This is a genomic window from Albidovulum aestuarii (genome assembly GCF_029961185.1).
In the GTDB taxonomy this organism is placed as follows: domain Bacteria; phylum Pseudomonadota; class Alphaproteobacteria; order Rhodobacterales; family Rhodobacteraceae; genus Albidovulum; species Albidovulum aestuarii.
Window position 1 is genome coordinate 18,704 of record NZ_JASBQQ010000004.1, and the last position, 22,480, is coordinate 41,183.

At 63.7% G+C, this 22,480-nt stretch carries 22 protein-coding genes; 11 read left to right on the forward strand and 11 right to left on the reverse strand.

Annotated elements, in window-relative coordinates:
* Window positions 1-62: 62 nt before the first annotated feature.
* The 5 genes from QKW60_RS10820 (at window position 63) to QKW60_RS10840 (ending at window position 4,825) form a co-directional block, all read left to right on the forward strand.
* Entirely contained in the window at window positions 63-2,093 is a 2,031-nt protein-coding gene (locus QKW60_RS10820; protein WP_282368709.1) for a M3 family metallopeptidase, read from the forward strand.
* On the forward strand, window positions 2,090-3,163 hold the full coding sequence (locus QKW60_RS10825; protein ID WP_282368710.1) for an NAD(P)/FAD-dependent oxidoreductase: 1,074 nt from the start codon (window positions 2,090-2,092) through the stop codon (window positions 3,161-3,163). The genes QKW60_RS10820 and QKW60_RS10825 overlap by 4 nt, the downstream gene beginning before the upstream one ends.
* 42 nt (window positions 3,164-3,205) lie before the next feature.
* The gene (locus tag QKW60_RS10830; protein ID WP_282368712.1) at window positions 3,206-3,973 is read left to right on the forward strand and encodes a glycoside hydrolase family 25 protein; all 768 of its coding nucleotides are present in this window, start codon (window positions 3,206-3,208) and stop codon (window positions 3,971-3,973) included.
* A gap of 101 nt (window positions 3,974-4,074) precedes the next feature.
* Window positions 4,075-4,419 carry a carboxymuconolactone decarboxylase family protein gene (locus tag QKW60_RS10835; protein ID WP_282368713.1) on the forward strand — a complete coding sequence of 115 codons (345 nt, stop codon included), beginning with the start codon at window positions 4,075-4,077 and terminating at the stop codon, window positions 4,417-4,419.
* Between the two features lie 97 nt (window positions 4,420-4,516).
* Entirely contained in the window at window positions 4,517-4,825 is a 309-nt protein-coding gene (locus tag QKW60_RS10840; RefSeq protein ID WP_282368715.1) for an Mpo1-like protein, read from the forward strand.
* A 48-nt stretch (window positions 4,826-4,873) separates the two neighbouring features.
* Here QKW60_RS10840 and QKW60_RS10845 read toward each other — a convergent pair whose 3' ends face one another.
* Window positions 4,874-7,372 (reverse strand): GcvT family protein, encoded by a 2,499-nt coding sequence (locus tag QKW60_RS10845; RefSeq protein ID WP_282368716.1) that lies wholly within the window; start codon window positions 7,370-7,372, stop codon window positions 4,874-4,876.
* A gap of 202 nt (window positions 7,373-7,574) precedes the next feature.
* Here QKW60_RS10845 and QKW60_RS10850 point away from each other — a divergent pair, with 202 nt between their 5' ends.
* A complete protein-coding gene (locus tag QKW60_RS10850) occupies window positions 7,575-8,549 on the forward strand; it encodes a quinone oxidoreductase family protein (RefSeq protein WP_282368718.1) in 975 nt (324 codons plus the stop codon).
* On the opposite strand, the gene QKW60_RS10855 is transcribed toward QKW60_RS10850, so the two are convergent.
* Together QKW60_RS10855 and QKW60_RS10860 are read right to left on the reverse strand one after the other, a co-directional pair.
* Window positions 8,546-9,790 (reverse strand): hypothetical protein, encoded by a 1,245-nt coding sequence (locus tag QKW60_RS10855; RefSeq protein WP_282368720.1) that lies wholly within the window; start codon window positions 9,788-9,790, stop codon window positions 8,546-8,548. The two genes, QKW60_RS10850 and QKW60_RS10855, sit on opposite strands and share 4 nt — an antisense overlap.
* A gap of 113 nt (window positions 9,791-9,903) precedes the next feature.
* Window positions 9,904-10,890, reverse strand: a complete 987-nt coding sequence (locus tag QKW60_RS10860; RefSeq protein WP_282368721.1) for a 2-hydroxyacid dehydrogenase — start codon at window positions 10,888-10,890, stop codon at window positions 9,904-9,906.
* Between the two features lie 130 nt (window positions 10,891-11,020).
* Here QKW60_RS10860 and QKW60_RS10865 point away from each other — a divergent pair, with 130 nt between their 5' ends.
* Entirely contained in the window at window positions 11,021-11,545 is a 525-nt protein-coding gene (locus tag QKW60_RS10865) for an SH3 domain-containing protein (RefSeq protein ID WP_282368723.1), read from the forward strand.
* A gap of 40 nt (window positions 11,546-11,585) precedes the next feature.
* Here the strand turns inward: QKW60_RS10865 and QKW60_RS10870 are convergent, their stop codons facing one another.
* From QKW60_RS10870 to QKW60_RS10880, 3 genes are all read right to left on the reverse strand, one after another.
* Window positions 11,586-12,584, reverse strand: coding sequence for an Lnb N-terminal periplasmic domain-containing protein (locus QKW60_RS10870; protein ID WP_282368724.1), 999 nt, complete (start codon window positions 12,582-12,584; stop codon window positions 11,586-11,588).
* A 106-nt stretch (window positions 12,585-12,690) separates the two neighbouring features.
* Window positions 12,691-13,335, reverse strand: coding sequence for a hypothetical protein (locus QKW60_RS10875; protein ID WP_282368725.1), 645 nt, complete (start codon window positions 13,333-13,335; stop codon window positions 12,691-12,693).
* Window positions 13,336-13,357: 22 nt separating this feature from the next.
* Window positions 13,358-13,894 carry a DUF2141 domain-containing protein gene (locus QKW60_RS10880; RefSeq protein WP_282368727.1) on the reverse strand — a complete coding sequence of 179 codons (537 nt, stop codon included), beginning with the start codon at window positions 13,892-13,894 and terminating at the stop codon, window positions 13,358-13,360.
* Between the two features lie 126 nt (window positions 13,895-14,020).
* On the opposite strand from QKW60_RS10880, the gene QKW60_RS10885 reads away from it, so the two are divergent.
* Window positions 14,021-14,854, forward strand: a complete 834-nt coding sequence (locus QKW60_RS10885; RefSeq protein ID WP_282368729.1) for a LytTR family DNA-binding domain-containing protein — start codon at window positions 14,021-14,023, stop codon at window positions 14,852-14,854.
* A 59-nt stretch (window positions 14,855-14,913) separates the two neighbouring features.
* On the opposite strand, the gene QKW60_RS10890 is transcribed toward QKW60_RS10885, so the two are convergent.
* A complete protein-coding gene (locus tag QKW60_RS10890; RefSeq protein ID WP_282368731.1) occupies window positions 14,914-16,392 on the reverse strand; it encodes an NAD-dependent succinate-semialdehyde dehydrogenase in 1,479 nt (492 codons plus the stop codon).
* A gap of 189 nt (window positions 16,393-16,581) precedes the next feature.
* Here QKW60_RS10890 and QKW60_RS10895 point away from each other — a divergent pair, with 189 nt between their 5' ends.
* Window positions 16,582-17,370: an alpha/beta hydrolase gene (locus QKW60_RS10895; RefSeq protein WP_282368732.1), complete on the forward strand. Its 789-nt coding sequence runs from the start codon at window positions 16,582-16,584 to the stop codon at window positions 17,368-17,370.
* Window positions 17,371-17,397: 27 nt separating this feature from the next.
* Here the strand turns inward: QKW60_RS10895 and QKW60_RS10900 are convergent, their stop codons facing one another.
* Window positions 17,398-18,393 (reverse strand): P1 family peptidase, encoded by a 996-nt coding sequence (locus QKW60_RS10900; protein ID WP_282368733.1) that lies wholly within the window; start codon window positions 18,391-18,393, stop codon window positions 17,398-17,400.
* A complete protein-coding gene (locus tag QKW60_RS10905) occupies window positions 18,393-18,743 on the reverse strand; it encodes a cupin domain-containing protein (RefSeq protein WP_282368734.1) in 351 nt (116 codons plus the stop codon). Before QKW60_RS10905 ends, QKW60_RS10900 begins: the two co-directional genes overlap by 1 nt.
* Window positions 18,744-19,075: 332 nt before the next feature.
* Here QKW60_RS10905 and QKW60_RS10910 point away from each other — a divergent pair, with 332 nt between their 5' ends.
* Entirely contained in the window at window positions 19,076-20,281 is a 1,206-nt protein-coding gene (locus tag QKW60_RS10910; RefSeq protein ID WP_282368737.1) for an aminopeptidase P family protein, read from the forward strand.
* A gap of 68 nt (window positions 20,282-20,349) precedes the next feature.
* On the opposite strand, the gene QKW60_RS10915 is transcribed toward QKW60_RS10910, so the two are convergent.
* Window positions 20,350-21,006: a DUF924 family protein gene (locus tag QKW60_RS10915; RefSeq protein ID WP_282368739.1), complete on the reverse strand. Its 657-nt coding sequence runs from the start codon at window positions 21,004-21,006 to the stop codon at window positions 20,350-20,352.
* 300 nt (window positions 21,007-21,306) lie between these two features.
* On the opposite strand from QKW60_RS10915, the gene QKW60_RS10920 reads away from it, so the two are divergent.
* On the forward strand, window positions 21,307-22,083 hold the full coding sequence (locus QKW60_RS10920; protein WP_282368741.1) for a L,D-transpeptidase: 777 nt from the start codon (window positions 21,307-21,309) through the stop codon (window positions 22,081-22,083).
* Here the strand turns inward: QKW60_RS10920 and QKW60_RS10925 are convergent.
* Window positions 22,080-22,421, reverse strand: a complete 342-nt coding sequence (locus QKW60_RS10925; protein WP_282368743.1) for a cupin domain-containing protein — start codon at window positions 22,419-22,421, stop codon at window positions 22,080-22,082. The genes QKW60_RS10920 and QKW60_RS10925 overlap by 4 nt on opposite strands.
* Between the last annotated feature and the right edge of the window lie 59 nt (window positions 22,422-22,480).

Genomic DNA, 22,480 nt, shown 5'->3' on the forward strand with positions numbered 1-22,480 from the left:
TGGGGGCGGGTTCTGGTCTTTGACAAATCGCGCGCATAGCTTTCCCGGCAAAGGAGATCCCTATGACCAACCCACTGCTTGAGCCCTGGACCGGCGACTTCGCCCTGCCGCCCTTCGCCGCGATCCGCGACAGCGACTTCGCACCGGCCTTCGATGCGGCCCTTGCCGACGCCCGCGCCAATATCGCTTCCATTGCCGGGGATGCGGCGGCACCGTCATTCGCCAATACGATCGAGGCGCTGGAACTTGCGGAGGAAACGCTCAACCGGGTGGCGGGCGTGTTTTACAATCTTGCAGGCGCGGATTCGACGCCCAAGCGGGAAGAGCTGCAACGCGACCTCGCGCCGAAGATGGCGGCGTTTTCATCCGAAGTGACGATGAATGCAGCCCTTTTCGCGCGGATCGAGGCATTGTGGCAGGCGCGCGGGACGCTGGGCCTGTCGCCGGAAGAGGCGCGGGTGCTGGAGCTTTACCGGCGGATGTTTGTCCGCGCCGGCGCGGCATTGGACGAAGCGGGGCGGGGCCGCATGGCCGAGGTGAAAGAGCGGCTGGCGGTCCTGTCCACCGCCTTCACCCAGAACCTTCTCGCCGATGAGCGTGACTGGTGGATGCCGCTGGCCGAGGCCGATCTGGAGGGCCTGCCGGATTTCGTCATCGCCTCGGCGAAAGCCGCTGCCGAAGAGCGCGGGCAGCCGGGCCATGTGCTGACGCTCAGCCGCTCGCTTGTGGTGCCGTTCCTTCAGTTCTCGCCGCGCCGCGATCTGCGGGAAAAGGCCTATGAGGCCTGGGTGGCGCGCGGCGCGAATGGCGGGGCGACCGACAACCGGGCACTAGCGGCCGAGATCCTGAAGCTGCGGGAGGAGCGTGCGAAGCTCTTGGGCTATGAAAGTTTCGCGGCCTACAAGCTGGAGCCCGAGATGGCCAAGACGCCGGGCGCGGTGCGCGACCTACTGATGCGGGTCTGGGCACCGGCGCGCGGCAAGGCGCAGGCCGACGCCGAAGTGCTGACCCGGATGATGCATGCGGATGGCGTGAACGGCGATCTGGAAGCCTGGGACTGGCGCTATTACTCCGAGAAACGGCGGCTGGCCGAACATGACCTCGATGAGGGTGAGCTGAAGCCCTATTTCGGGCTGGACGCGATGACCGAGGCGGCCTTCGACTGTGCGAACCGGCTTTTCGGGCTGGATTTCCGGCCGCTGGACGTGCCTCTCTACCATGCCGATGCGCGGGCCTGGGAGGTGACGCGCGACGGTCGCTATATCGCCGTCTTCATCGGCGACTATTTCGCGCGGTCGTCGAAGCGGTCGGGCGCCTGGTGTTCCGCCTTCCGCGAACAGCGCAAGCTTGGCGGCGACCAACGACCTGTCGTCGTCAATGTCTGTAACTTCGCGAAACCGGCAATGGGGGAACCCGCGCTTCTGTCCTGGGACGATGCGCGCACACTTTTCCACGAATTCGGTCATGCGCTGCACCAGATGCTGTCGGACGTGACATACAGCCTCATCTCCGGCACCTCGGTGGCGCGCGATTTCGTCGAGCTGCCGAGCCAGCTTTACGAACACTGGCTGGAAGTGCCCGAAGTGCTCGACAAGCACGCCCGCCATGCAAAGACCGGCCAGCCGATGCCCGCTGCACTCCGCGACCGGCTCTTGGCGGCATCGACCTATGATCAGGGTTTTGCAACGGTCGAATATGTCGCCTCGGCGCTCGTCGATTTGGCTTTCCACGAGGGGGCCGCGCCGGCCGATCCGATGGCGGTTCAGACGCAGGTATTGGACGACATCGGTATGCCGTACGCGATCCGGATGCGCCACGCGACCCCGCATTTCGCCCATGTCTTTTCGGGAGACGGATACTCCTCGGGCTATTACAGTTACATGTGGTCCGAGGTGATGGATGCCGACGCCTTTGAGGCCTTCCGTGAGGCGGGGGACGCCTTCGATGCTGACACCGCGACACGGCTTGAAAAACACATCCTGTCGGCGGGCGGATCGGAAGAGGCCGATGCGCTTTACACCGCATTCCGGGGCAAGATGCCGGGGGTGGAGCCGCTTCTGAAAGGGCGTGGCCTGCTGGAACCCGCAGCGTGAGCATAGATTTCCTGATCATCGGCGGCGGCATTGCCGGGGTCTCGGCCGCCGCGCGGCTGTCGCATCTGGGCAAGGTCGTGCTGCTGGAAGCCGAGGATCACCTCGCCTATCACACGTCCGGCCGCTCTGCCGCACTATATGAGCCGAATTACGGCCTCGCGCCGGTTGTCGCGCTGTCGCGGGCGGGCGGCACCCATCTGCGGGGTACGGGCGTTCTCAGCCCGCGCGGCATGTTGCTGGTGGCGACGCAGGAGGAGCGCGCGGCTTTCGACGCCGATCGCGAGGCGCTCGGGCTAGAGGAGATCACAACCGATGTGGCGCGCGACATGGTGCCGGTCCTTGATCCGGCGCGGCTCGACCGTGCGGCTTTTGGCGCCCATGCCGAAGACATCGACACCGACCTGCTGATCCAGACCTTTGCGCGTGAGGCACGGGCGAACGGGGCAGAGATCATCACCGGCGCGCGCGTGACGGCGATTTTCCGGACGGGCGGCCACTGGCGGGCGGAATCGAAGAAAGGGAGCTTCGAAGGCCGCATTCTGGTCAATGCCAGTGGGGCATGGGCCGATGAGGTTGCCGGAATGGCCGGTATCCGGCCCATCGGTTTCACGCCGCTCCGCCGGTCGATGGCCCGTATTCCCGCGCCCGGCGGCCACGACCCTGCGCGCTGGCCGCTGATCTTCGGGGCAGGCGAAAGCTGGTACGCGAAACCCGATGCAGGTGCGCTGATCGTGTCGCCCGCCGAGGAGGACCCGACCCATCCGCATGATGCCTGGGCCGAAGATATGGTTCTGGCCGAGGGGATCGCGCGCTATCAGGCGATGGTGACCGAACCCGTGACGCGGCTCATTGCTTCATGGGCGGGGCTTCGGACCTTTGCGCCCGACAGGGTACTGGTGATCGGTCCCGATCCGGTCGAGCCCTCGTTCTTCTGGCTGGCCGGGCAGGGTGGTTACGGGTTCCAGTCCGCGCCCGCGGCCAGCCAGCTTGCCGCCGACCTGATCGCCGGGCGAATACCGGACATTGATCGCGCTATGGTAGAAGCCCTTTCGCCAAACCGCTTTTCGTGACATCCTGAACGAAACAGGCAAGACCCCGGGCAGGAGGGCGGAATGGGACGGATCGGGCGGATTCTGGCTTTGGCGATGGTCTGCGGGCTTGCAGCCTGCGGTGGAGGCCGGGTTGACGGCATTCCGCACCGTTTCAGCGATATCGACCCCTATAACTGGCGTGGAATCACGCCCGCGCATCACCCGGTCCACGGTATCGACGTGTCGCGTTATCAGGGCGATATCAACTGGCACCGCGTCGCCGCATCTGATGTGGCTTTCGCCTTCATCAAGGCGACAGAGGGCGGTGACCATGCCGATCCGGCCTTCGCCCAGAACTGGCAGGGCGCAGCGCGTGCAGGCATCCCGCGCGGAGCCTATCACTTCTACTACCTCTGCCGTTCGGCCGAAGAGCAGGCGGCGTGGTTCATCGCCAACGTGCCCTACACGCCCGGCGCCCTGCCGCCGGTTCTGGATGTTGAATGGAACCACCAGTCCCGCACCTGCCGCACCCGCCCCGATCCGGCGGTCCTGCGGGCCGAGATCCTGACCTTCCAGCGTATCGTCGGCGCGCGCTACGGCCAGCGCCCGCTGATCTATACAGCGGTGGATTTCTGGCAGGACAATGAGCTGTGGAAACTGAGGGGTGAGGAATTCTGGCTGCGGTCGGTCGCCGGCCATCCGCGCCAGAAGTTCCCCGGCCAAAGCTGGGCCTTCTGGCAATATACCGGCACCGGCGTGGTGCAGGGCATTTCCGGGCAAGCCGACCTCAACGCCTTTGCCGGGACCGAGGCGGACTGGTCCGCCTGGCTGATGCGTCGGCGGCTCTGAAGTCGAGTCACATTCAAAATACTGAATGAATTTGACTGAAGTCAAAGTCGGCCGCGCTCGCCCCATGTCAAACCTGCCGCCAAACCAATGCGGAGACTGACATGAGCTACAAGGGCCAGATCGACCAGACGCGCACCGAATTGCGCGCGCTCTACAAGACTATTCCCGCCGCGACGGCGGGCTTCACGACGCTGTCGAACGCGGTGAAGGAAAACGGGCCGCTCAGCATCAAGGAAAAGGAATACGTGGCGCTCGGCATGGCGGTGGCCTTGCGCTGTGAACCCTGCATCAACTTCCATGTCGAGGCGCTGATGAAGGCCGGAGCCACACGGGAGGAGCTTGGCGACGTACTGGCGATGGCGATCCAGATGGGCGGCGGGCCAACGCTGATGTATTCGGCCGCGGCGCTTGCTTGCTGGGATGAACTGGAATCGGCCGCGAAATAATCTGCCGCCACGTCAGCCGCAACTTGGATTGATCAGATCGCGGGATGGAGCCTAGTTTCGACAGGGACGGGTAAGCCAAGACCGGGAGATCGACGCCATGTCGCTGATGAAGGGGCGCAGCTGGGACGACTGGGTCGACCAGTACAAGCAGAGCCACCAGAACCGGTGGAATCAGCTGACGCACAGTTTCGGGATTCCGATGATCGTCATCTCGATCATTCTGGGCCTTCTGGCCTTCGCATGGCCGATGCTTTGGCCATGGGCGGCGGGGCTGTTCATACTGGGATGGGTCCTCCAGTTCATCGGCCACGCGATCGAGTGCAAGCCGCCGGAGTTCTTTTCCGACTGGCGGTTCCTGTTCGTCGGAACACGATGGTGGCTGCGGAAGATTACCGGCCGGCTGTAACGAAAAGACCCCGCCGAAGCGGGGCCTTTACTTGGAAACATGGTCCGATCAGCCGTTGACGCGGATGCGTTCGTTCGACGGGTCGAACGGGCTGTCCTCGACGACGATTGCATCCCATTCCTGACGCAGCATCCGCACCTTCAGCTTGGTGCCGACCTCGGCCAGTTCCGGGCTGACATAGCCCATGCCGATCTGCTTGCCGAAGGCGACCGAGTAGCCACCCGAGGTCAGACGGCCGACCTTCTTGCCATCGACAAGAAGCGCCTCCTTGCCCCACGGATCGGTGTCCTCCGGCCCGTCGATCAGCACGGTGACGCATTTGAAGCGCACGCCGGTGTCGATCATCGCCTGCTTACCCTGGAAGTCCTTCGAGAGGTCGATGAACCGGTCGAGGCCAGCCTCGGCAGGGGTCGCATCGCGGCCGAGTTCCGTGCCGAAGGCGCGGTAGGATTTTTCCTGACGCAACCAGTTCTGCGCGCGGGCGCCGACGAGCTTCATGCCGTGCTTCTCACCGGCCGCCAAGAGCAGATCCCAGAGGTAGCGCTGCATCTCGATCGGGTGGTGCAGTTCCCAGCCAAGCTCCCCGGTATAGGCCACGCGGATCGCGTTCACCGGGCACATGCCAAGTTCGATCTTGCGGGCCGAGAGCCAGGGGAAGCGCTTGTTCGACAGCGCGGTCTCCGGCTCGGCATCCTTGATGATCTCTTTCAGGATGTCGCGCGACTTCGGACCGGCGATGGCGAAGACGCCCCATTGGGTGGTGACGTCATGCATATCCACATGCGCACCGCCATTCGCGATGAAATCCTCGATCGACTTCTTCAGGTAGTCGGCGTCATAGGCCGTCCAGGCACCGGCGGAGACGAGGTAATAGTCGTTCTCGCCGTTGCGGACGATCGTGTATTCGGTCCGCGTCGTGCCGGTGGGGGTCAGCGCATAGGTCAGGTTGATGCGGCCGATCTTCGGCAGGGCGTTGCAGGTGAACCAGTCGAGGAAGGCGGTCGCGCCCGGACCGCGCACGATGTGCTTGGTAAAGGCGGTCGCGTCGATCAGGCCCGCGGTCTCGCGGATCGCCTTGGCCTCATCCACGGCATATTGCCACCAGCCACCACGGCGGAAGCTGCGCGAATCGTGGTCGAACGACTCGGGCGCGTCCTTCGGGCCGTAATAGTTCGGGCGTTCCCAGCCGTTCACCTGACCGAACTGCGCGCCAAGCGCCTTCTGGCGATCATAGACCGGCGCGGTGCGCAAGGGCCGGCAGGCTTCGCGCTCTTCGTCCGGGTGGTGCAGGATGAAGACATGTTCATAGCATTCCTCGTTCTTGCGCGCCGCATATTCGGTCGTCATCCACGAGCCGTAGCGCTTCGGATCGAGCGAGGCCATGTCGATCTCGGCCTCTCCGTTCACCATCATCTGGGCAAGGTAATAGCCGGTGCCGCCCGCGGCGGTGATCCCGAAAGAGAAGCCTTCGGCCAGCCACATGTTGCGCAAACCCGGCGCGGGGCCGACCAGCGGGTTGCCGTCCGGCGTGTAGCAGATCGGGCCGTTGAAATCGTCCTTGAGGCCGACGGTCTCGGACGACGGGATCCGGTGGATCATCGACATGTATTCTTCCTCGATCCGCTCCAGATCGAGCGGGAAGAGGTCGGCACGGAACGATTCCGGCACGTCGTAGAGGAAGCGGGCGGGCGCATTGCGCTCATAGGGGCCGAGGATCCAGCCACCTCGTTCCTCGCGGACATACCACTTGGCGTCGGCATCGCGCAGCACCGGGTGCTCGGGGTTGTTCTTGCGGTATTCCTGCAGCATCGGGTCCGGCTCGGTCACGATATACTGGTGCTCGACCGGGATCGCCGGGATCTTGATGCCCAGAAGCCGGGCAGTGCGCTGGGCGTGGTTGCCGGTCGCGGTGACGACATGCTCGGCGGTGATCACCACCTGCTCCTCGCTGGGCACGAGGTTGCCGCCCTTTTCCACCATCTTGGTGCAGGTGACCTTCCATTCGGAACCGGTCCACTGATAGCCATCGACCTGCCACTTGCGCTCGATCGTGACGCCAAGCTGACGCGCGCCCTTGGCCATCGCCTGGGTGACGTCGGCCGGGTTGATATAACCGTCCTGCGGATGGAAGATCGCGCCCTTCAGGTCCTCGGTCCGCACCAGCGGCCAGCGCTCCTTGATCTGCGCGGGGGTCAGGAACTCGTGGTAGACATCAGCGGTCTCGGCCACCGAGGAATAGAGCATGTATTCGTCCATGCGTTCCTGCGTCTGCGCCATGCGCAGGTTGCCGACGACGTAGAAGCCCGCATTGAGACCGGTCTCCGCCTCAAGCGACTTGTAGAAGTCGACCGAGTATTTGTGGATATGCGTGGTGGCATAGCTCATGTTGAACAGCGGCAGAAGCCCGGCAGCATGCCAGGTGGAACCCGAGGTCAGCTCGTCCCGCTCCAGAAGCATCGTATCCCAGCCTGCCTTGGCCAGGTGATAGGCGATCCCAGCTCCGACGGCACCGCCGCCGACGACAAGGGCTTTGACATGGGTTTTCATCGGGCCGACTCCTCGGGTGTATTTTCTGGCCCCTATCTGCCAGAGCCGCAAAAACGAGGAAATGTCAGCCCGACCTAAAGCGACGGAAAAACGACATGCCGACCTGTCGCTGATGTGCTTGACCGCAAATCCGGCGCAAAACCCCTCGACCCCGGGCGCTCGCCTGCCTAGGGTCGTGCGGTGTCAACAAGAGGGGGCCAGGATGGCGCGGACGGTTGTGATCGAGGCTCATGGCGGGCCGGAAGTGATGAAAATCGTAGACCGTCCGGTGGGCGAACCGGGGCCCGGAGAGATCCGGATTGCGCATAAGGCTTGCGGGCTGAACTTCATCGACGTCTATCAGCGCGAAGGGCTTTACAAGCTTGCCTTGCCCGCCGCGCTCGGCATGGAGGCGGCCGGCGTCGTCGAAGCGGTGGGTGAGGGCGTGATCCATCTCAAGCCCGGCGACCGCGCCGCCTATTCCAGCCAACCGCCCGGCGCCTATAGCGAGGCGCGCGTCATGCCCGCCGCGCAGGTCTGTCCCCTGCCCGACAGCATTTCCTTCGAGGAAGGCGCAGCAATGATGCTGAAGGGCCTGACGGTTGATTACCTCTTCAACCGCACGACACCCATAGCGAATGGCGACTGGGTTCTTTTCCACGCGGGCGCGGGCGGCGTGGGGCTGATCGCCTGCCAATGGGCGCGGTCGGAAGGGATCAACCTGATCGCGACCGCCGGATCGGACGCGAAATGCCAGATGGCGCTCGACCACGGCGCCCTACACGCGATCAACTACCGGACCGAGGATTTTGCCAAACGGGTGCGTGAGATCACCGACGGGCGCGGCGTGGATGTGGTGATGGATTCGGTTGGCAAGGACACGTTCGAAGGCTCGCTCAATTCGCTCCGCCCGCTTGGCATGATGATCTCCTTCGGCAACGCCTCGGGGCCCGTGCCGCCGGTGGATCTCCTGGCGCTGGCCTCGCGCGGATCGCTGAAGATCACCCGTCCGACGCTTTTCACCCATATCGCCGACCATGCGACCTGTCAGGAGATGGCCGGCAGGCTCTTTTCCAAGGTCGCGTCGGGGTCGGTGCGGATTGAGATCGGGCAGCACTTCCGGCTCGATCAGGTGGCCGAGGCGCACCGTGCGCTTGAGGCGCGCAAGACCACCGGATCGACGATCCTGACGCTCTAGTCGCCGATCGTGCAGCGCTTGGCGGAGCCAAGTTCGCTGCAGTTTCCGAATGCCCCCCGGTTGACCTTCACCTCGGCCGGGCGCGCGGCTTCGGCTTTCGACCCGCCGCCACCGAACAGGCCGCTCAGCATCGACATGATGCCTCCACCACCCGCTGCAGGCGCTTCTGCTGCCGGAGCGTCCGCTGCGGCCAGCTGGGTCTCTTGCGGTGCCTCTGGCTCGACTTCGGCTTTCTTTTCCTCGACCACGACAGGAGGAGCGGCAGCTTCGTCACGCAGCGCCTGGCTCGCCGCGTCAAGGCGCGCCTTCGCGGCCTCGTATTGCTCATCGTCAAGCCGCCCGTGCCGCCGGTTGATCTCCAGCGCGGCCATCTGAAGGTCGATATCGGCGGCGCGCGCCCTGATCCGTTGTTGCCGCGAAGCCTCGGCGACCCGGCGCTGTGCCTCTGCCTTCTGATCTTCTTCCGCGATCACGGGGGCGTTGGACCCGATGCCCGGCAGCGGTTCGCTCAGCATTGCATTCAGCCGGTCATAGTCGATCAGGTTGAGCAGCGTCAGGACATCCTCGTCCTCTGCCAGCGCCCGCACCGAAATGCGCAGTTCCTTTCCGATCTGGCCGGTGACAACCATATGGTCACGCTCCATGGCTTGCGCGCCGAAAAGACCGAGTTCCTCGCGGTAGGTGACGCCCTGTACAATCGCATAGCCATTCTTGCCGGACATCGCCTCGATATTGTTGGCCGCCATCTGCATCGCCATCCCGCTGAAACCACCGGGTTCCGGCGAAAGACGGGTCAATCGCATCGCAATGACAGCGCCGGGTTTCTGATAGACATAGACCTCGCTCGCATCCTGTGCATCGACGAGCGCCTTTCCAGCGGAGGTGAGTGCCTTCAGCATGGGATCATTCTTCAGCTCGTCAGGCGCGAAATCATCCTTCTGCAGGTCGTACCGCCCGCCAAACAACGCCTCGGCCCCCGCGTCCCAATCGGTCCGCGTCCAGCCCTCGGGGGCTTCGGGCAGATGGTCGCGCGGGTCCATGCCGCGCAGGCGGTTGCGTTCCGTCTCGGCAGCGAGTGCGGCCTGATGATCGCCGAAACGACCGGTGATGGTCTTCAGATAGTCTGTCGCCCCGAAAGCGCCCGATGTGCTTTCCGCCCGGCGGGCCTGATTGACATAGTCCACGGCACCGACGGCAATTCCTGCGATGGCGACGAACGCACCAAGAAATACCTTGGACATAGGCTGCTCCGTTAAATCAATTCAATCAACGGTTTCGCAGCCGAACGCGACCGAAATGTGGCCTCCGCCTGAAGAAAGTGTGGACCTGAGAATCCGGCGGGCCGGAGGGTGTGTCACAGCATCGACGGCACCACCAGATCGGGCGGCCGGTGACCGTCGGCGAAGGTCTTGATGTTGATGATTACCTTCTCACCCATCTCGGTCCGGCCCTCGAGCGTGGCCGAGCCCATATGCGGCAGCAGGACGACATTCGGCAGCGCCCGCAGGCGGGGATTGATCTCGTGCCCGTGCTCGAACACATCGAGACCGGCGCCCGCAATCTCGCCCGCGCGCAGCATCCGGGTCAGCGCATTTTCATCGATCACCTCACCGCGCGAGGTGTTCACGATCACCGCACCTTCCTTCATCAGGCGCAGGCGTCGGGCGTTCATCAGGTGGAAGGTTGCAGGCGTGTGCGGGCAGTTGATCGACAGCACATCCATCCGACTGACCATCTGATCGAGACTTTCCCAATAGGTGGCTTCAACCTCGGCCTCCTGTTCCGGGCGCAGGCGTTTGCGGTTGTGATAGTGGATCTGCATGCCGAAGGCATGGGCGCGCCGCGCCACGGCCGTGCCGATCCGGCCCATGCCGAGAATTCCCAGACGCCGCCCGCCGACGCGCCCGCCCATGAAGGCTGTGGGGGCCCAGCCCTGCCAGTTGCCCGACTGCATCACGGCCAGCCCCTCGGGGATGCGGCGCGTCACGGCGAGGATCAGCGCCATCGTCATGTCGGCGGTATCTTCGGTCACAACGCCCGGCGTGTTCGACACCAGAACGCCGCGCTGACGGGCGGATTGAACGTCGACATGGTCAATGCCCGCGCCGTAGTTTGCGATCAGCTTCAGCTTGTCGCCCGCCTGCGCTAGAAGGTTGGCGTCGATATGGTCGGTCACGCAGGGCACGATCACATCCGCCCGTCGCATCGCGGCGGCAAGCTCATCCCGGCTCATCCGCGTATCGGGGTCGCGCAGTTCGACATCGAACAATTCCTTCATCCGGGTCTCGACGACCTCGGGCAAGCGTCGCGTGACGACAACACTCAGACGCTGTGATCCCATCGGATGCTCTCCTCTCTTCCAAACCGGCGTTTCTCTTGGCAAAGTATGGGCGCAACGGGGCGGGCCACAAGCCCCGAATGACAGCGCCCTTCAGGCTTGGGCGAAAAACGGGCAGACGATGCAGGCAGGCATGACCAAGTCACACAAGTTTCGGGCGTTCCTTGCCCAGATCGCGCTTTGCGCCGGGCTGGCGACGCCCGGTTTCACGGCTCCGAACGGCGATGGCGCCCGCGGCCCCGTCACCAATCTGCCGCTGCCGCGTTTCGTGTCGCTGAAGGCAGCCGAGGGCAATGTGCGGCGCGGACCGAGCCTCAGCCACCGCATTGATTGGGTGTTCCGCCACCGCGACATGCCGCTTCTCGTGACGGCCGAGTTCGGACACTGGCGCCGGGTCGAGGATCAGGAGGGGCAGGGTGGCTGGATCTATTACAGCCTGCTTTCCGGTTCACGCACCGTCAGCGTCGCAACAGACCGGGCCGCGCTGCGCAGCCGCCCCGATCCCGAGGGGCCGGTGGTTGCCGAGGCCGTGACCGGCGTGATCGGGCGTCTTGGCGAATGCGGGCCCGACTGGTGCCGGATCGCGGCAGGCGGCACCAAGGGCTGGGTCGAGAAGACCGCGCTCTGGGGCGTGGCGCGCGACGAATTGCGGGAATGACGCCAGAAGATATCGCCTGCGCATGACACGTTTCGGATATTCACTGTCCTGCGCGAATCCAGTCCGAGAAATCGGCGCCTGTTGGCACCTCTTGCGCCCGTGCAGTAATCGCGCCGCGGCTGCGGCGCTCGCTCATCGCGATCTCATCGCGGAGCCCGCCGATCTCATCGAGGTATTCTGGCAGCAGCCCTGACTTCACCAGCCGGATATCGAGCGGCATTTCGGGCGCGACCAGTTTCGCGAGTTGATAGACCGTCGTCGTGCAATTGTCGGTAATCGTGTTGTAAAACTCCGGGCTCTCGGCCAGCGCGTTGCCGAAACTTGTATAGGTCAGGAACATCTCGCGCATCCGCGCCTGATCCAGCCGGACCGGATAGAGGCGCACGTCTTCCTTGCGGTGGTTCGTGCGCAATTTGACGATATCGTTTTCCTCGGCCGCGATCAGCACCAGTTCGAACTTGCGGAAGAAACCACCAAGAATTTCGAACTCCTCACCCGCTTCGCGCCGTATCTCGACCGAGAAGACGACATGCTGGCCATCGCTGAAGCCGAAGCTGACCAGAAGGTGGGCGATGTCGGGATTGTCCCAGACCGAGGTGAACATGTCGATACTGTCGAGCTTCGTCAATTCGTAGTGCCGCGTGACCCAGTGTTCCTCGGCCCTGTCGCGATCCTGCCAGTCGAAGGCACGGACATTGTGCAATGTGACCTGGTCGCCCGCGATCTCGGCGGTGACGCCGCGGGCGACATCGGCGGCCCAGTCGCGGTCGTTTGAGGGTTGGATGGTCATGTACCAGCCGCCGATGATTACCGCGATGAGCGCGAGGCCCGCCAAACCCGCCCTTCGCGACCGGAAGCGCAGGGCGAGCGTGGTCAAAGCGGCGGCGATCAGCGCAGCCTCAAAGGCAATCAGAAGGGCACCCGCGAAGTGAACCGACAAGGCCGCAGCGGCCCAGGCGGTGGTGCCAAGTGTCAGGACGACAAAGCCCGCAAGGGCCACAAGGCTTAGGTAACGGGTGCGGCGGGACGGTTGGGTCATGGGACCTCCGTACACAAAGAATGACCGCCGGGCGAGGGGCCCGGCGGTCCATTATGTCACGCGGCCATAGGGGGGCCGACTTGCCGCACCGATCCAACGACAACGGTTAACCGGGCAGCACATCTTGCGCATCCGCCACCACTGACCAACCACGCCGCATGGCGTGAATACCGACCGCCATCAGCGCCAAACCGAAACCGGCCGCCGTCAGACGCGCCAGCGCCAGACCGCCGGCCGGGCTCAAGCCGACGCCGAAAGCCATTGCGGTCAACGCCAGCGCGAGCCCGACAAAGCGTGGGACGACGCCAATCCTCAGCCAAACAATGCCGAGCATGGCGTAACCGGCAACGGTCAGAATCCCGGCCAGCGGGAAGAAAACCGCCACCGGCCCCATTGCATCGCCTGCGCCATGATCCTGAATGACCTCCGGATAGTTCATTGCGAGAAATGGCGCGATCAGCACCTCGTAGTAATCCAGCCCGAAGATCATCATCATCCCGACGAACAGCATCACGAACCCGGTCAGGCCGAGCTTTCCAGCCCTGAGGGCGGTCGGGACATAAAGGGCAGTCGTGCCAAGAAGGCCCAGCACCAGCGAGAGCGCGAAAAGCGCGTGAATGAATATCCAGCCCGACGACGCGATCGTCCCGGCGCTCATGTGATGGGGATGCGCGATATAGGAATAGCCGAGCGCGGCCCCGGAGAGGATCAGCCCGGCGGCGCCGGCGCGTGTGATGGAAGCGAGTTTCATAGTGGGTCCTTTCATTGATGGATCAGATTGGCAGGCGAAGGCCACGGAGCTTTCGGAAAAGCGCCAGCCCGCCGAAGATCGCCACCAGAGCCGGGAGTCCGATCAGCATCATCTGCGAAACAGCCGCGAAAACGTTCATGCGTAGATGGATGTCCTGCCGGGCGGGCGCTTCACCGATGTCAAACGCGACCTCCTCCCATTGAGGCAGGCCAAGACTCGTCCAGGTGCCGTTCGAATAGCCGTAAGGTTCCTGCGGCAGGCCAAGGAACGGACGGTTGAGCTCGCTATCCGCATCCTTGTCATGGTGCGCGATGACCGCGTAGCGGCCAGACGGAATGTCGTCCGCAGCCCAGACGGCGCGACCATCGTGGATCGGCACCGAGACGATGCGCACCACCGGTATCTCACCGCGATAGCCTGCTTCACCCTCCATCAGGACGATGCGGGCCATGCCGGAACTGTCCGCAAAACCGGAGATGGTCAGACTGATTTCTCCCGCGGTCACCGGCAGTGCGGTCGCAAGTGCCAGTATCAGACCCGGAATAAGTGATTGATTCATCTGTTGTCCTTTCAAGTGCGTCGTGGCGACGACATGACTGCTGCGGACCCGCTCGGATTTCGAGCACGGGTTCGTCAGATGAGAAGGTTGTTTCGCGAAACTAGGCGATGGTACGGTTCGCGAAGCGTGAACCGTGATGGGATCTCCCCGCGATCCGGCGCGGCAGGACTGCTTGGAAGCGTCGCGCTGCGCTATGTGATTGCGATTGCGGCGACTGCGGCCCTCATGGTCTGGCAGGCGGGCGATGCAGTGCGCGCGGGGGCCGACCTGACGGACCTGACCCTGTTCTGGACGGTTTCGGTGACCGCCGGGTGGTTGCAGATGATCCTGATCGCGCGCGGTGTGCGTGCCTCATTCGGGGCGGATCGTTACCCCGGCTGGAGCCTGCTCATCGCCTCATCCCTTATCGGAGCCGTACCTTTGACCTTCGAAGTGCGCTGGCTGATGGAAAGCATCCTCGCCCCGCGCGCGGGCTTGCCGCCACCCTGGGTGACCTATCTGAACGTCACTGTCATCAACACGGTCTTCTCGCTCATCCAGTATGTGTTCATAGAACGTTGGCCGCTGCTGAGCCGCGCCGCTTCCGAAGCTGTGTCCCGGTTTCCAGATCATCCCGGAACGCCGCCACCCGCCTCGCCGCAATTGCCCGCGGTCAACCTGCTCCGTCGACAGCCCGAAGGCGTCAATGGTGTCATCCGTTTCCTGCAAATGGAGGACCACTATCTGCGCGTTCATACTGACGATGGCAGCGGACTTGTCCTGTACCGGATGAGCGACGCGGCAGAGGATCTTGCCGGTACGGACGGCATGCAGGTTCACAGGTCATGGTGGGTTTCGCGCGCTGCGGTCGACAGCGTGCGGCTGGAAAACCGCAAGCGGACAATCGTGACAAAATCAGGCGCCGAGATTCCGGTCGGCCGTTCGTTCGAACCAGCGCTCCGAAAGGCGGGTTGGTTCTGAGCCACTGAAATGCAAACGGGCGGGGACAACCCCGCCCATTCTGGATATCACCGCCGGTATCAGACCGACAGGCAGATGTATTTCATCTCCAGATAGTCCTCGACGCCGTGATGGCTGCCTTCACGGCCAAGGCCCGACTGCTTGACGCCACCGAAGGGCGCGACCTCGGTCGAGATCAGACCGGTATTCACGCCGACCATGCCGTATTCCAGCCCTTCCTGAACCCGCGTGATGCGGCCGATGTCACGGGCGTAGAAATAGGAAGCAAGGCCGAAGATCGTGTTGTTGGCCAGCGCGATCACTTCCTCTTCCGTGTCGAACTTGAAGAGGGGGGCGAGGGGGCCGAAGGTCTCTTCGGTCGAAACCTTCATCGCGGGCGTGATGCCGGTGACGACGGTTGGTTCGAAGAAGGTACCACCAAGGGCGTGGCGCTTGCCGCCGGTGACGACCTTGCCGCCGCCAGCGAGCGCGTCGGCGATGTGCTCCTCAACCTTCTCGACGGCCGCTTCGTTGATCAGCGGGCCGGTGGTGACACCGTCCTTCAGACCGTCGCCCACGTTCAGCTTGGCGACAGCGGCCGACAGCTTCGCGGCAAAGGCGTCATAGACACCCGCCTGCACATAGATGCGGTTGGCGCAGACGCAGGTCTGGCCGTTGTTGCGGAACTTGGAGATCATCGCGCCTTCGACCGCCTTGTCGAGATCGGCGTCATCAAAGACGATGAACGGCGCGTTGCCGCCTAGCTCCATCGAGCATTTCATGACCTGATCGGCGGCCTGACGCAGCAGGATACGGCCAACCTCGGTCGAACCGGTGAAGGTCAGCTTGCGGACTGCGTGGTTCTCGCAGAACTCCTTGCCGATGGCCGAGGATTTCTTCGAGGTGATGACCGAGAAGACGCCGGCGGGCACACCTGCACGTTCGGCCAGCACCGCCATGGCGAGCGCCGACAAGGGCGTCTCGGCGGCGGGGCGTGCCACGAAACCGCAGCCCACGGCAAGCGCGGGACCCGCCTTGCGGGTGATCATCGCGTTGGGGAAGTTCCACGGCGTGATCGAGGCCGCCACCCCGATCGGCTGCTTGATCACGGTGATGCGCTTGTCGCGCTGATGGCCGGGGATCGTCTCGCCGTAGATGCGCTTGGCCTCTTCGGCGAACCATTCGATGAATGACGCGCCATAAACGACCTCGCCCTTCGCCTCGGCCAGAGGTTTGCCCATCTCGGCGGTCAGGATCGCGGCAAGGTCATCGGCATTCTCGACCATCAGGTCATGCCACTTGCGCAGCACGGCGGCGCGCTCCTTACCGGTGCGGGCGGCCCATTCGTGGCGCGCCTTGTCAGCGGCGGCGATGGCGCGGGCGGTCTCGGCACGATCAAGATCGGGCACGGAACAGATCACGTCGCCACGGGCGGGGTTGATCACCTCGAACGTCGCGCCGTCATCGGCGTCGATCCATTCGCCTGCGACATAGGCCTTGGTCGCCAGAAGCGTCGGGTCCTTCAGAAGGGCGCGGAGGTCGGTGACGGAATCGAGCATGGGAATCTCCTTTCTTAGAGCCGGCCGGGCCGGGACGATCGTTGTTAAGCCTGCCGGGGGGCGGAATGCAAACTTAAAATATTCAGCGCCCGCAGAAAATTTTGATCACCCGCAGGTAAGCCGGCCGGAACACCGCCAACATTGCAAAAACCGCGAAAGCGCGCGATGCATGGCGGCGGAGGACCTTCCATGCGCTATGACGATGCCTTTGCGAATGGCAAATATATCGAGGGGGCCGAGGCCTATCCGCCGCTTTGGGCGGAAAAGGCTGCACAGTTCCGTGCGGCGCTGGGCGCACGGGCCCGGCTTGGCCTGCCCTATGGCACGGGTGAGCGGAACTGGTTCGACCTCTTCCTGCCCAAGGGGAAGCCCGAGGGGCTTCTGGTCTTCATCCATGGCGGCTACTGGCGCGCCTTCGGCCCGCGCGATTTCTCGCATCTTGCGGCAGGAGCGATCGCGCGTGGCTGGGCCTGTGCGATACCCGCCTACACGCTTGCCCCCGGCGCACGGATCAGCGCCATCACCGCCGAGATTGCCGCGAGCCTCCCCATCATGGCGGCAGAGGTGGCGGGTCCCATCGTCCTGACGGGGCATTCGGCGGGTGGACATCTGGCCGCGCGGATGGTGTGCCGCGATATCGCGCTGCCCGACGCCCTCTCCGCACGGCTCACCCGTTCCGTGCCGATCTCCCCCCTGACCGATCTGCGCCCGCTGATCGAGACCTCAATGAACGACGACTTCCGGCTGGATCGCGCCGAGGCGGCGGCTGAAAGCCCCGCACTTCTCACGCGCCGTTCCGGCGTGCCGGTCCATGTCTGGGTCGGCGGCGCCGAACGCCCGTCCTTCCTAGATCAGGCCCGCAGGCTCGGCAATTCATGGGCCTGTCCGGTGACGGTCGATGCCGGGCGGCACCATTTTGACGTTATCGAGGGGCTGGAAGGGCCGGACACGCCACTGATGGCCGCGCTCATCGGATAGGCTGCCCCCCTCCCTGCCATTGCCGCTTCAGCTACGCCCGAACCGCGTTTGCCATGTCGGGACGCGGTCGCCCGGCCGGGCATTGGCCTCAAAGACCGCGCGGGCGATGGCGCGGGCAAGGCAGCAGGCGGCGGCATGGCCGATCAGGAACGCGTCGGTGTGGGGATCGGTCAGGGCGCGCGCGCCGGTCGCCGCGGCAAAGACCAGATCGCCGTCGAAAGGTGTATGGGCGGGCACGATGGCGCGGGACATCCCGTCATGCGCCGCAATGGCCATCCGTGTCACCTGCGCCTTGTCGAGCGCCGCATCGGTGGCGACGATGGCGATGGTTGTGGCCTCACCCAGTTGTTTCGATAGAACTGGTTCGGCCGCGGGATCGTACGCCACGGCAGGGCCGAGCCCGCCGAACTCCGCTCCGATCTCCCACGGGGCCGCCCAGAACTGCGGGCCGCCGTTTGCGGTGACCGACCCGATGGCGTTGACAGCAACCAGTGCCCCCACCGTGATGCCGCTCTCCAGCACAGCCGAGGCTGAGCCGAGCCCACCCTTCAGGTCATGCGTCACAGCCCCGGTCCCGGCCCCAGCCGTGCCTACACCGAAGCTCACATCCGCCGCGTCGAAGGCCGCGCGACCGAGCGCGCGGTAAGGGTTCTCCGCCCAGCCTTTGTCGCCGCCGTTGAGCAGATCGAAAAGGATCGCCCCCGGCACGATGGGCACCTTTTGATCGCCGACAGCAAATCCCCGCCCCGCCGCGCGGAGCCCATCGGCAACGCCGGAACAGGCGTCGAGGCCAAAGGCTGAACCACCGGACAGGACCAGCGCGTCGACCTCGGCCACCAGCTTGTCCGGCGCCAGAAGATCGGTTTCCCGTGTGCCGGGCGCGCCGCCCATGACATGGACCCCGGCAACGAAGGGGCGGTCGCCCAGCAGAACGGTCGCGCCCGATCGAAGGCGATCATCCGAGGCATTGCCGACCCTCAGCCCGGCGACATCGGTGATCAGGTTCCGCGGCCCCGGACGCATCAGATATGCGCCTTGGCCGAGGCTGTCGCCGCATCTCCGGTATTCGGCGTCCCCTTTGGTTCGATCAGCATCACCTTCGCCTCCTTCTCCGCGCGCGGCCGGTGGCGGATGCCTTTCGGCACCACGAACAACTCGCCTGCCCTCAGCACATGCGTCTCGTCCCCGACATCCAGCATGACCTCGCCCTCGATCACCAGAAAGAAATCGTCGGTATCGGGATGGTCGTGAAACGGAAACGCGCCCTGAAACTTCACCACCATGATGTCATTGCCGTTGTATCCGGCCACGACCTTCGGGTCCCAGTGCGTGTCGAACATGGCGAGCTTTTCTGCAAGATTGACCACCCTCATCAAAGCCTCACTTTCTGTCCTGAAATACTCCGGGGGTCCGGGGGCAGCGCCCCCGGCTTCCTTACAGTTAGCCCTTCTGGCGGATGATTTCATCTGGTCCGTCAAAACCAAGTACCGGGGCGGTGTCCAACAGGCGACACCAGCCGGGGTCGTTTTTGGACTAGCCCCCACGGCGTGCGATGCGCTAGACAGCGCCCGAGCCCGTGGCGATGGCGTCGCCGCAGGGGCAGCCGCCCCGCCGCTTGCGGAGAAATCCGCCGCAGTCCTGTACGCCGGGACCTTTCGGGGTTCCCGTGCCACTGGCCGGACCCCATTATGTGAGGTCTGAACAAATGACGGAACGTCCCCAGCAATACCGGTTTCATCAGGGCAACAAGGTCCTGCCCTTCGCCGCGTCGGAATACGATCAGCGGCTGGGCGGGTTGCGCGCCATCATGGACGCGGAAGGCGTCGATGCGGTCGTGCTCACCTCGATGCACAACATCGCCTACTACTCCGGCTTCCTCTACTGCTCCTTCGGGCGGCCCTACGCCCTCGTCGTCACCGCGACCGAGGATGTGACGATTTCGGCGGGCATCGACGCGGCCCAGCCCTGGCGGCGCAGCCATGGCGACAACATCACCTATACCGACTGGCAGCGCGACAATTACTGGCGCGCGATCCTGTCGGTGACCGGTCCGGGCAAGACCATCGGTTATGAGGCCGACCACCTGACGCTTCTTCAGTCCGACAAGCTGAAAGCCTTCCTGACACCTGCCAAGACGGTCGATATCGCCCCCGCGACGATGAAACAGCGCATGCACAAATCTGCGGCCGAAATCGCGCTCATCAAGCATGGCGCGAATGTCGCCGATGTCGGCGGCTATGCGATCCGCGACGCGGTCAAGGTCGGTGCGCGCGAGATCGACGTGGCCATGGCAGGCCGCGACGCGATGGAAATGGAGATCGCCAAGCGCTTCCCGGATGCCGAATACCGTGACACCTGGGTCTGGTTCCAGTCGGGCATCAACACCGACGGCGCCCATAACCCGGTAACGTCGCGCGAATGTCAGGTCGGCGATATCCTCAGCCTGAACACCTTCCCGATGATCTCGGGTTACTACACCGCGCTTGAACGCACGATGTTCGTGCGCGAGGTCGATGCGGCGTCCCTGAAGATCTGGGAAGCCAACGTCGCCGCCCATGAATACGGGATGAGCCTCCTGAAACCCGGCGTCTCCTGCGCCGAGGTAACGGCGAAGATCAACGACTTCTTTAAAGAGCGTCAGCTTCTGCAATACCGGACCTTCGGCTATGGCCATTCCTTCGGCGTGCTTTCCCACTACTATGGTCGCGAGGCAGGGCTGGAACTGCGCGAGGATATCGACACGGTGCTGGAACCCGGCATGGTGATCTCGATGGAGCCGATGCTGACCATCCCCGAAGGCCAGCCAGGCGCGGGCGGCTACCGCGAGCACGACATCCTCGTCATCACCGAGGACGGCAACGAGGATATCACCAAATATCCCTACGGGCCGGACTTCAACGTGGTCGGCTGATCATTTTGGAAAGGCGCCGCTCTCGCGGCGCCTTTTTCGGGAAGGCGGCTCATGCGCTTCTGCGGTCCTCACAGCAGATCCCCGTACTGTTTCCTGAGATCTGTCTGATGTGGAAAATCGCCGTTTGCCAGGTAGGCGCGCTCGGCATCGGTAGACTCCCGGCCCAAGACGTCGTTCCGATGTGGATGACGGCCGAATGCTGCAATGACCGCCCGGTGGAGTTTGGGTTGCTGCGAACCTCTTCGGTATGCCTCCTTCAGATTTTCGGGCGCTTCTTCAGCAAGGGCCTCAGCAATGGCCACCGCGCGATCCAGATTTGAAAGATGGTCCGGGCATTCACAATGCTCCAGCGGGATTTTGTAGGCGGTCTTGTACCATACGTGTTCAAGCGCATCGAAATGCCCGTTTTTGAACCCGTCGAGGCAAAGGCGCAGCGCCTTTGGATCCTGGGAGAACGCTTTGGCCGTGCCTGCCCACACAGTTCGTGGAAACTGGTCCAGGATAATTATCAACGCAAAACGACCCACAGCAGTTTCAGCCCAATGATCGAACTCTCCCTCCGCTGCCATCCGTGTGATGTCCGAATACCTCTTGATAACTTCCTCGTTCGCGCCGCCGCGCATGCGCCACATCCAAAGGTCAAGGTGCTCCTTGAGCTCCGGCGCTGAGCCTTCGGGAAACCAGAACTCAATAATCTCTTCGGGAGTGACCGATGGTTTGTTCATTGATAGGCCCTTCTCGGCAACGCGCGGTCAGTTTGCTCGCAACAGACTACACAATCACGTTACACATACCATTCTCCGTCAGTTTGCGGGAGAACAGGTTCAGGGCCTTCCCTCTTTCATTCCGACGTGTTTGAGTGCTTCCTGCTTGGGCTCACACTGCACATTCACGGTTTGCTATTGGCTGAACATCTGCCTGGCGGCGGAATCGCAACACCTCGGTCATGTGAGCGGTATCGGCGTTGGCAGAACGTGCAGGCGCTGCTACTCGATAGGCACGCGAACAGTCCGGGGAGGCGGCACATGGGCGGGATTACGATGACGCGGCGGGGTTTTGCCGCTTTGGCCGTAGCAGGCGCACTCACGGGCTGCGCCCGGTCGGGTGAAGTCTTCGAGGAGATCGGCGCCGATGTCACCCAGTCGAACTTCGTCGAAGGTTATGGCCCGGTGGCGGACGGCGAGTATCTCCTGCCCGGCGTGCCCTCCGAGTATCTTGAAGGCGTGAACCGCCGCGCGCTCGTCGCCTATACCGGCGATCAGGCCCCCGGGGTGATCGAGATCGACCCCTTTGCGAAGTTCCTCTTTCTGGTGAACGACGACGGCAGCGCCTGGCGCTATCCGATCGCCGTCGGGCGCGCGGGCAAGACGCTGCGCAGCAGCACCACTATCCGCCGCAAGGAGGAATGGCCGGGCTGGCAGCCCACGGCGAACATGCTCCGGCGTGAGCCCGAGGTCTATGGCCCCTTCGCCAATGGCATCCCGGGCGGATTGGCGAGCCCTCTCGGCGCGCGCGGGCTCTATCTCTATTCCGGCTCACGCGACACGTACTACCGGATTCACGGCACCAACGATCTCGGCTCGATCGGGAATTCCGGGTCGGCGGGCTGCATCCGCCTCTTCAATCAGGACATCATCGACCTTTATGACCGCATCCCGCTCGGCACCCACGTGGTGATCCGCACGTATGAGGAGTCCGTGCGGATCGAGGGGGAGGCGATGGCCAATCGCGGTATGGAACTGCCGCCCAAGATCGTCTCGCCCGAGACAATCTATGGCGCGCTGGACGACACTGCGGGTTAAAGCCGGATCACGTAATCCTTCCGCGTCGTTTCGATCACTTCCCAGGTGCCGGAAAAACCCGGGCGCAGGATGAAGCTGTCGCCGGCGGTGAGCGGATATTCGGTGCCGTCATCCGAAGTGATCACCGAACGCCCCTTGAGAATGCGGCAATACTCCCACTCGTCATACGAAATGCGCCACTTACCCGGCGTTGCTTCCCAGATGCCGCAATAAAGACCGTCGATTTCCTCGGCGTTCCAGGTAGTGAACCGCGGATCGCCTGAAATCAGTTTCTCTGGTGCGGGGGCATCGTGTTCGGCCTCGGCGGCGTCGGGGGTCAGGCGGAGGAAATTGGGCATGATTGTCTTTCCTGTTGGGGCACGGTGGCAAGATCTGCCCTCTGCCCGTTGCAAAGGCA

Bases quoted from the DNA above. Each gene is read 5' to 3' on its own strand.
- QKW60_RS10820 (WP_282368709.1), top strand. From the start codon at position 63: ATGACCAACCCACTGCTTGAGCCCTGGACCGGCGACTTCGCCCTGCCG.
- QKW60_RS10830 (WP_282368712.1), top strand. From the start codon at position 3,206: ATGGGACGGATCGGGCGGATTCTGGCTTTGGCGATGGTCTGCGGGCTT.
- QKW60_RS10835 (WP_282368713.1), top strand. From the start codon at position 4,075: ATGAGCTACAAGGGCCAGATCGACCAGACGCGCACCGAATTGCGCGCG.
- QKW60_RS10840 (WP_282368715.1), top strand. From the start codon at position 4,517: ATGTCGCTGATGAAGGGGCGCAGCTGGGACGACTGGGTCGACCAGTAC.
- QKW60_RS10845 (WP_282368716.1), bottom strand. From the start codon at position 7,372: ATGAAAACCCATGTCAAAGCCCTTGTCGTCGGCGGCGGTGCCGTCGGA.
- QKW60_RS10850 (WP_282368718.1), top strand. From the start codon at position 7,575: ATGGCGCGGACGGTTGTGATCGAGGCTCATGGCGGGCCGGAAGTGATG.
- QKW60_RS10855 (WP_282368720.1), bottom strand. From the start codon at position 9,790: ATGTCCAAGGTATTTCTTGGTGCGTTCGTCGCCATCGCAGGAATTGCC.
- QKW60_RS10860 (WP_282368721.1), bottom strand. From the start codon at position 10,890: ATGGGATCACAGCGTCTGAGTGTTGTCGTCACGCGACGCTTGCCCGAG.
- QKW60_RS10865 (WP_282368723.1), top strand. From the start codon at position 11,021: ATGACCAAGTCACACAAGTTTCGGGCGTTCCTTGCCCAGATCGCGCTT.
- QKW60_RS10870 (WP_282368724.1), bottom strand. From the start codon at position 12,584: ATGACCCAACCGTCCCGCCGCACCCGTTACCTAAGCCTTGTGGCCCTT.
- QKW60_RS10875 (WP_282368725.1), bottom strand. From the start codon at position 13,335: ATGAAACTCGCTTCCATCACACGCGCCGGCGCCGCCGGGCTGATCCTC.
- QKW60_RS10880 (WP_282368727.1), bottom strand. From the start codon at position 13,894: ATGAATCAATCACTTATTCCGGGTCTGATACTGGCACTTGCGACCGCA.
- QKW60_RS10890 (WP_282368731.1), bottom strand. From the start codon at position 16,392: ATGCTCGATTCCGTCACCGACCTCCGCGCCCTTCTGAAGGACCCGACG.
- QKW60_RS10895 (WP_282368732.1), top strand. From the start codon at position 16,582: ATGCGCTATGACGATGCCTTTGCGAATGGCAAATATATCGAGGGGGCC.
- QKW60_RS10900 (WP_282368733.1), bottom strand. From the start codon at position 18,393: ATGCGTCCGGGGCCGCGGAACCTGATCACCGATGTCGCCGGGCTGAGG.
- QKW60_RS10905 (WP_282368734.1), bottom strand. From the start codon at position 18,743: ATGAGGGTGGTCAATCTTGCAGAAAAGCTCGCCATGTTCGACACGCAC.
- QKW60_RS10910 (WP_282368737.1), top strand. From the start codon at position 19,076: ATGACGGAACGTCCCCAGCAATACCGGTTTCATCAGGGCAACAAGGTC.
- QKW60_RS10915 (WP_282368739.1), bottom strand. From the start codon at position 21,006: ATGAACAAACCATCGGTCACTCCCGAAGAGATTATTGAGTTCTGGTTT.
- QKW60_RS10920 (WP_282368741.1), top strand. From the start codon at position 21,307: ATGGGCGGGATTACGATGACGCGGCGGGGTTTTGCCGCTTTGGCCGTA.
- QKW60_RS10925 (WP_282368743.1), bottom strand. From the start codon at position 22,421: ATGCCCAATTTCCTCCGCCTGACCCCCGACGCCGCCGAGGCCGAACAC.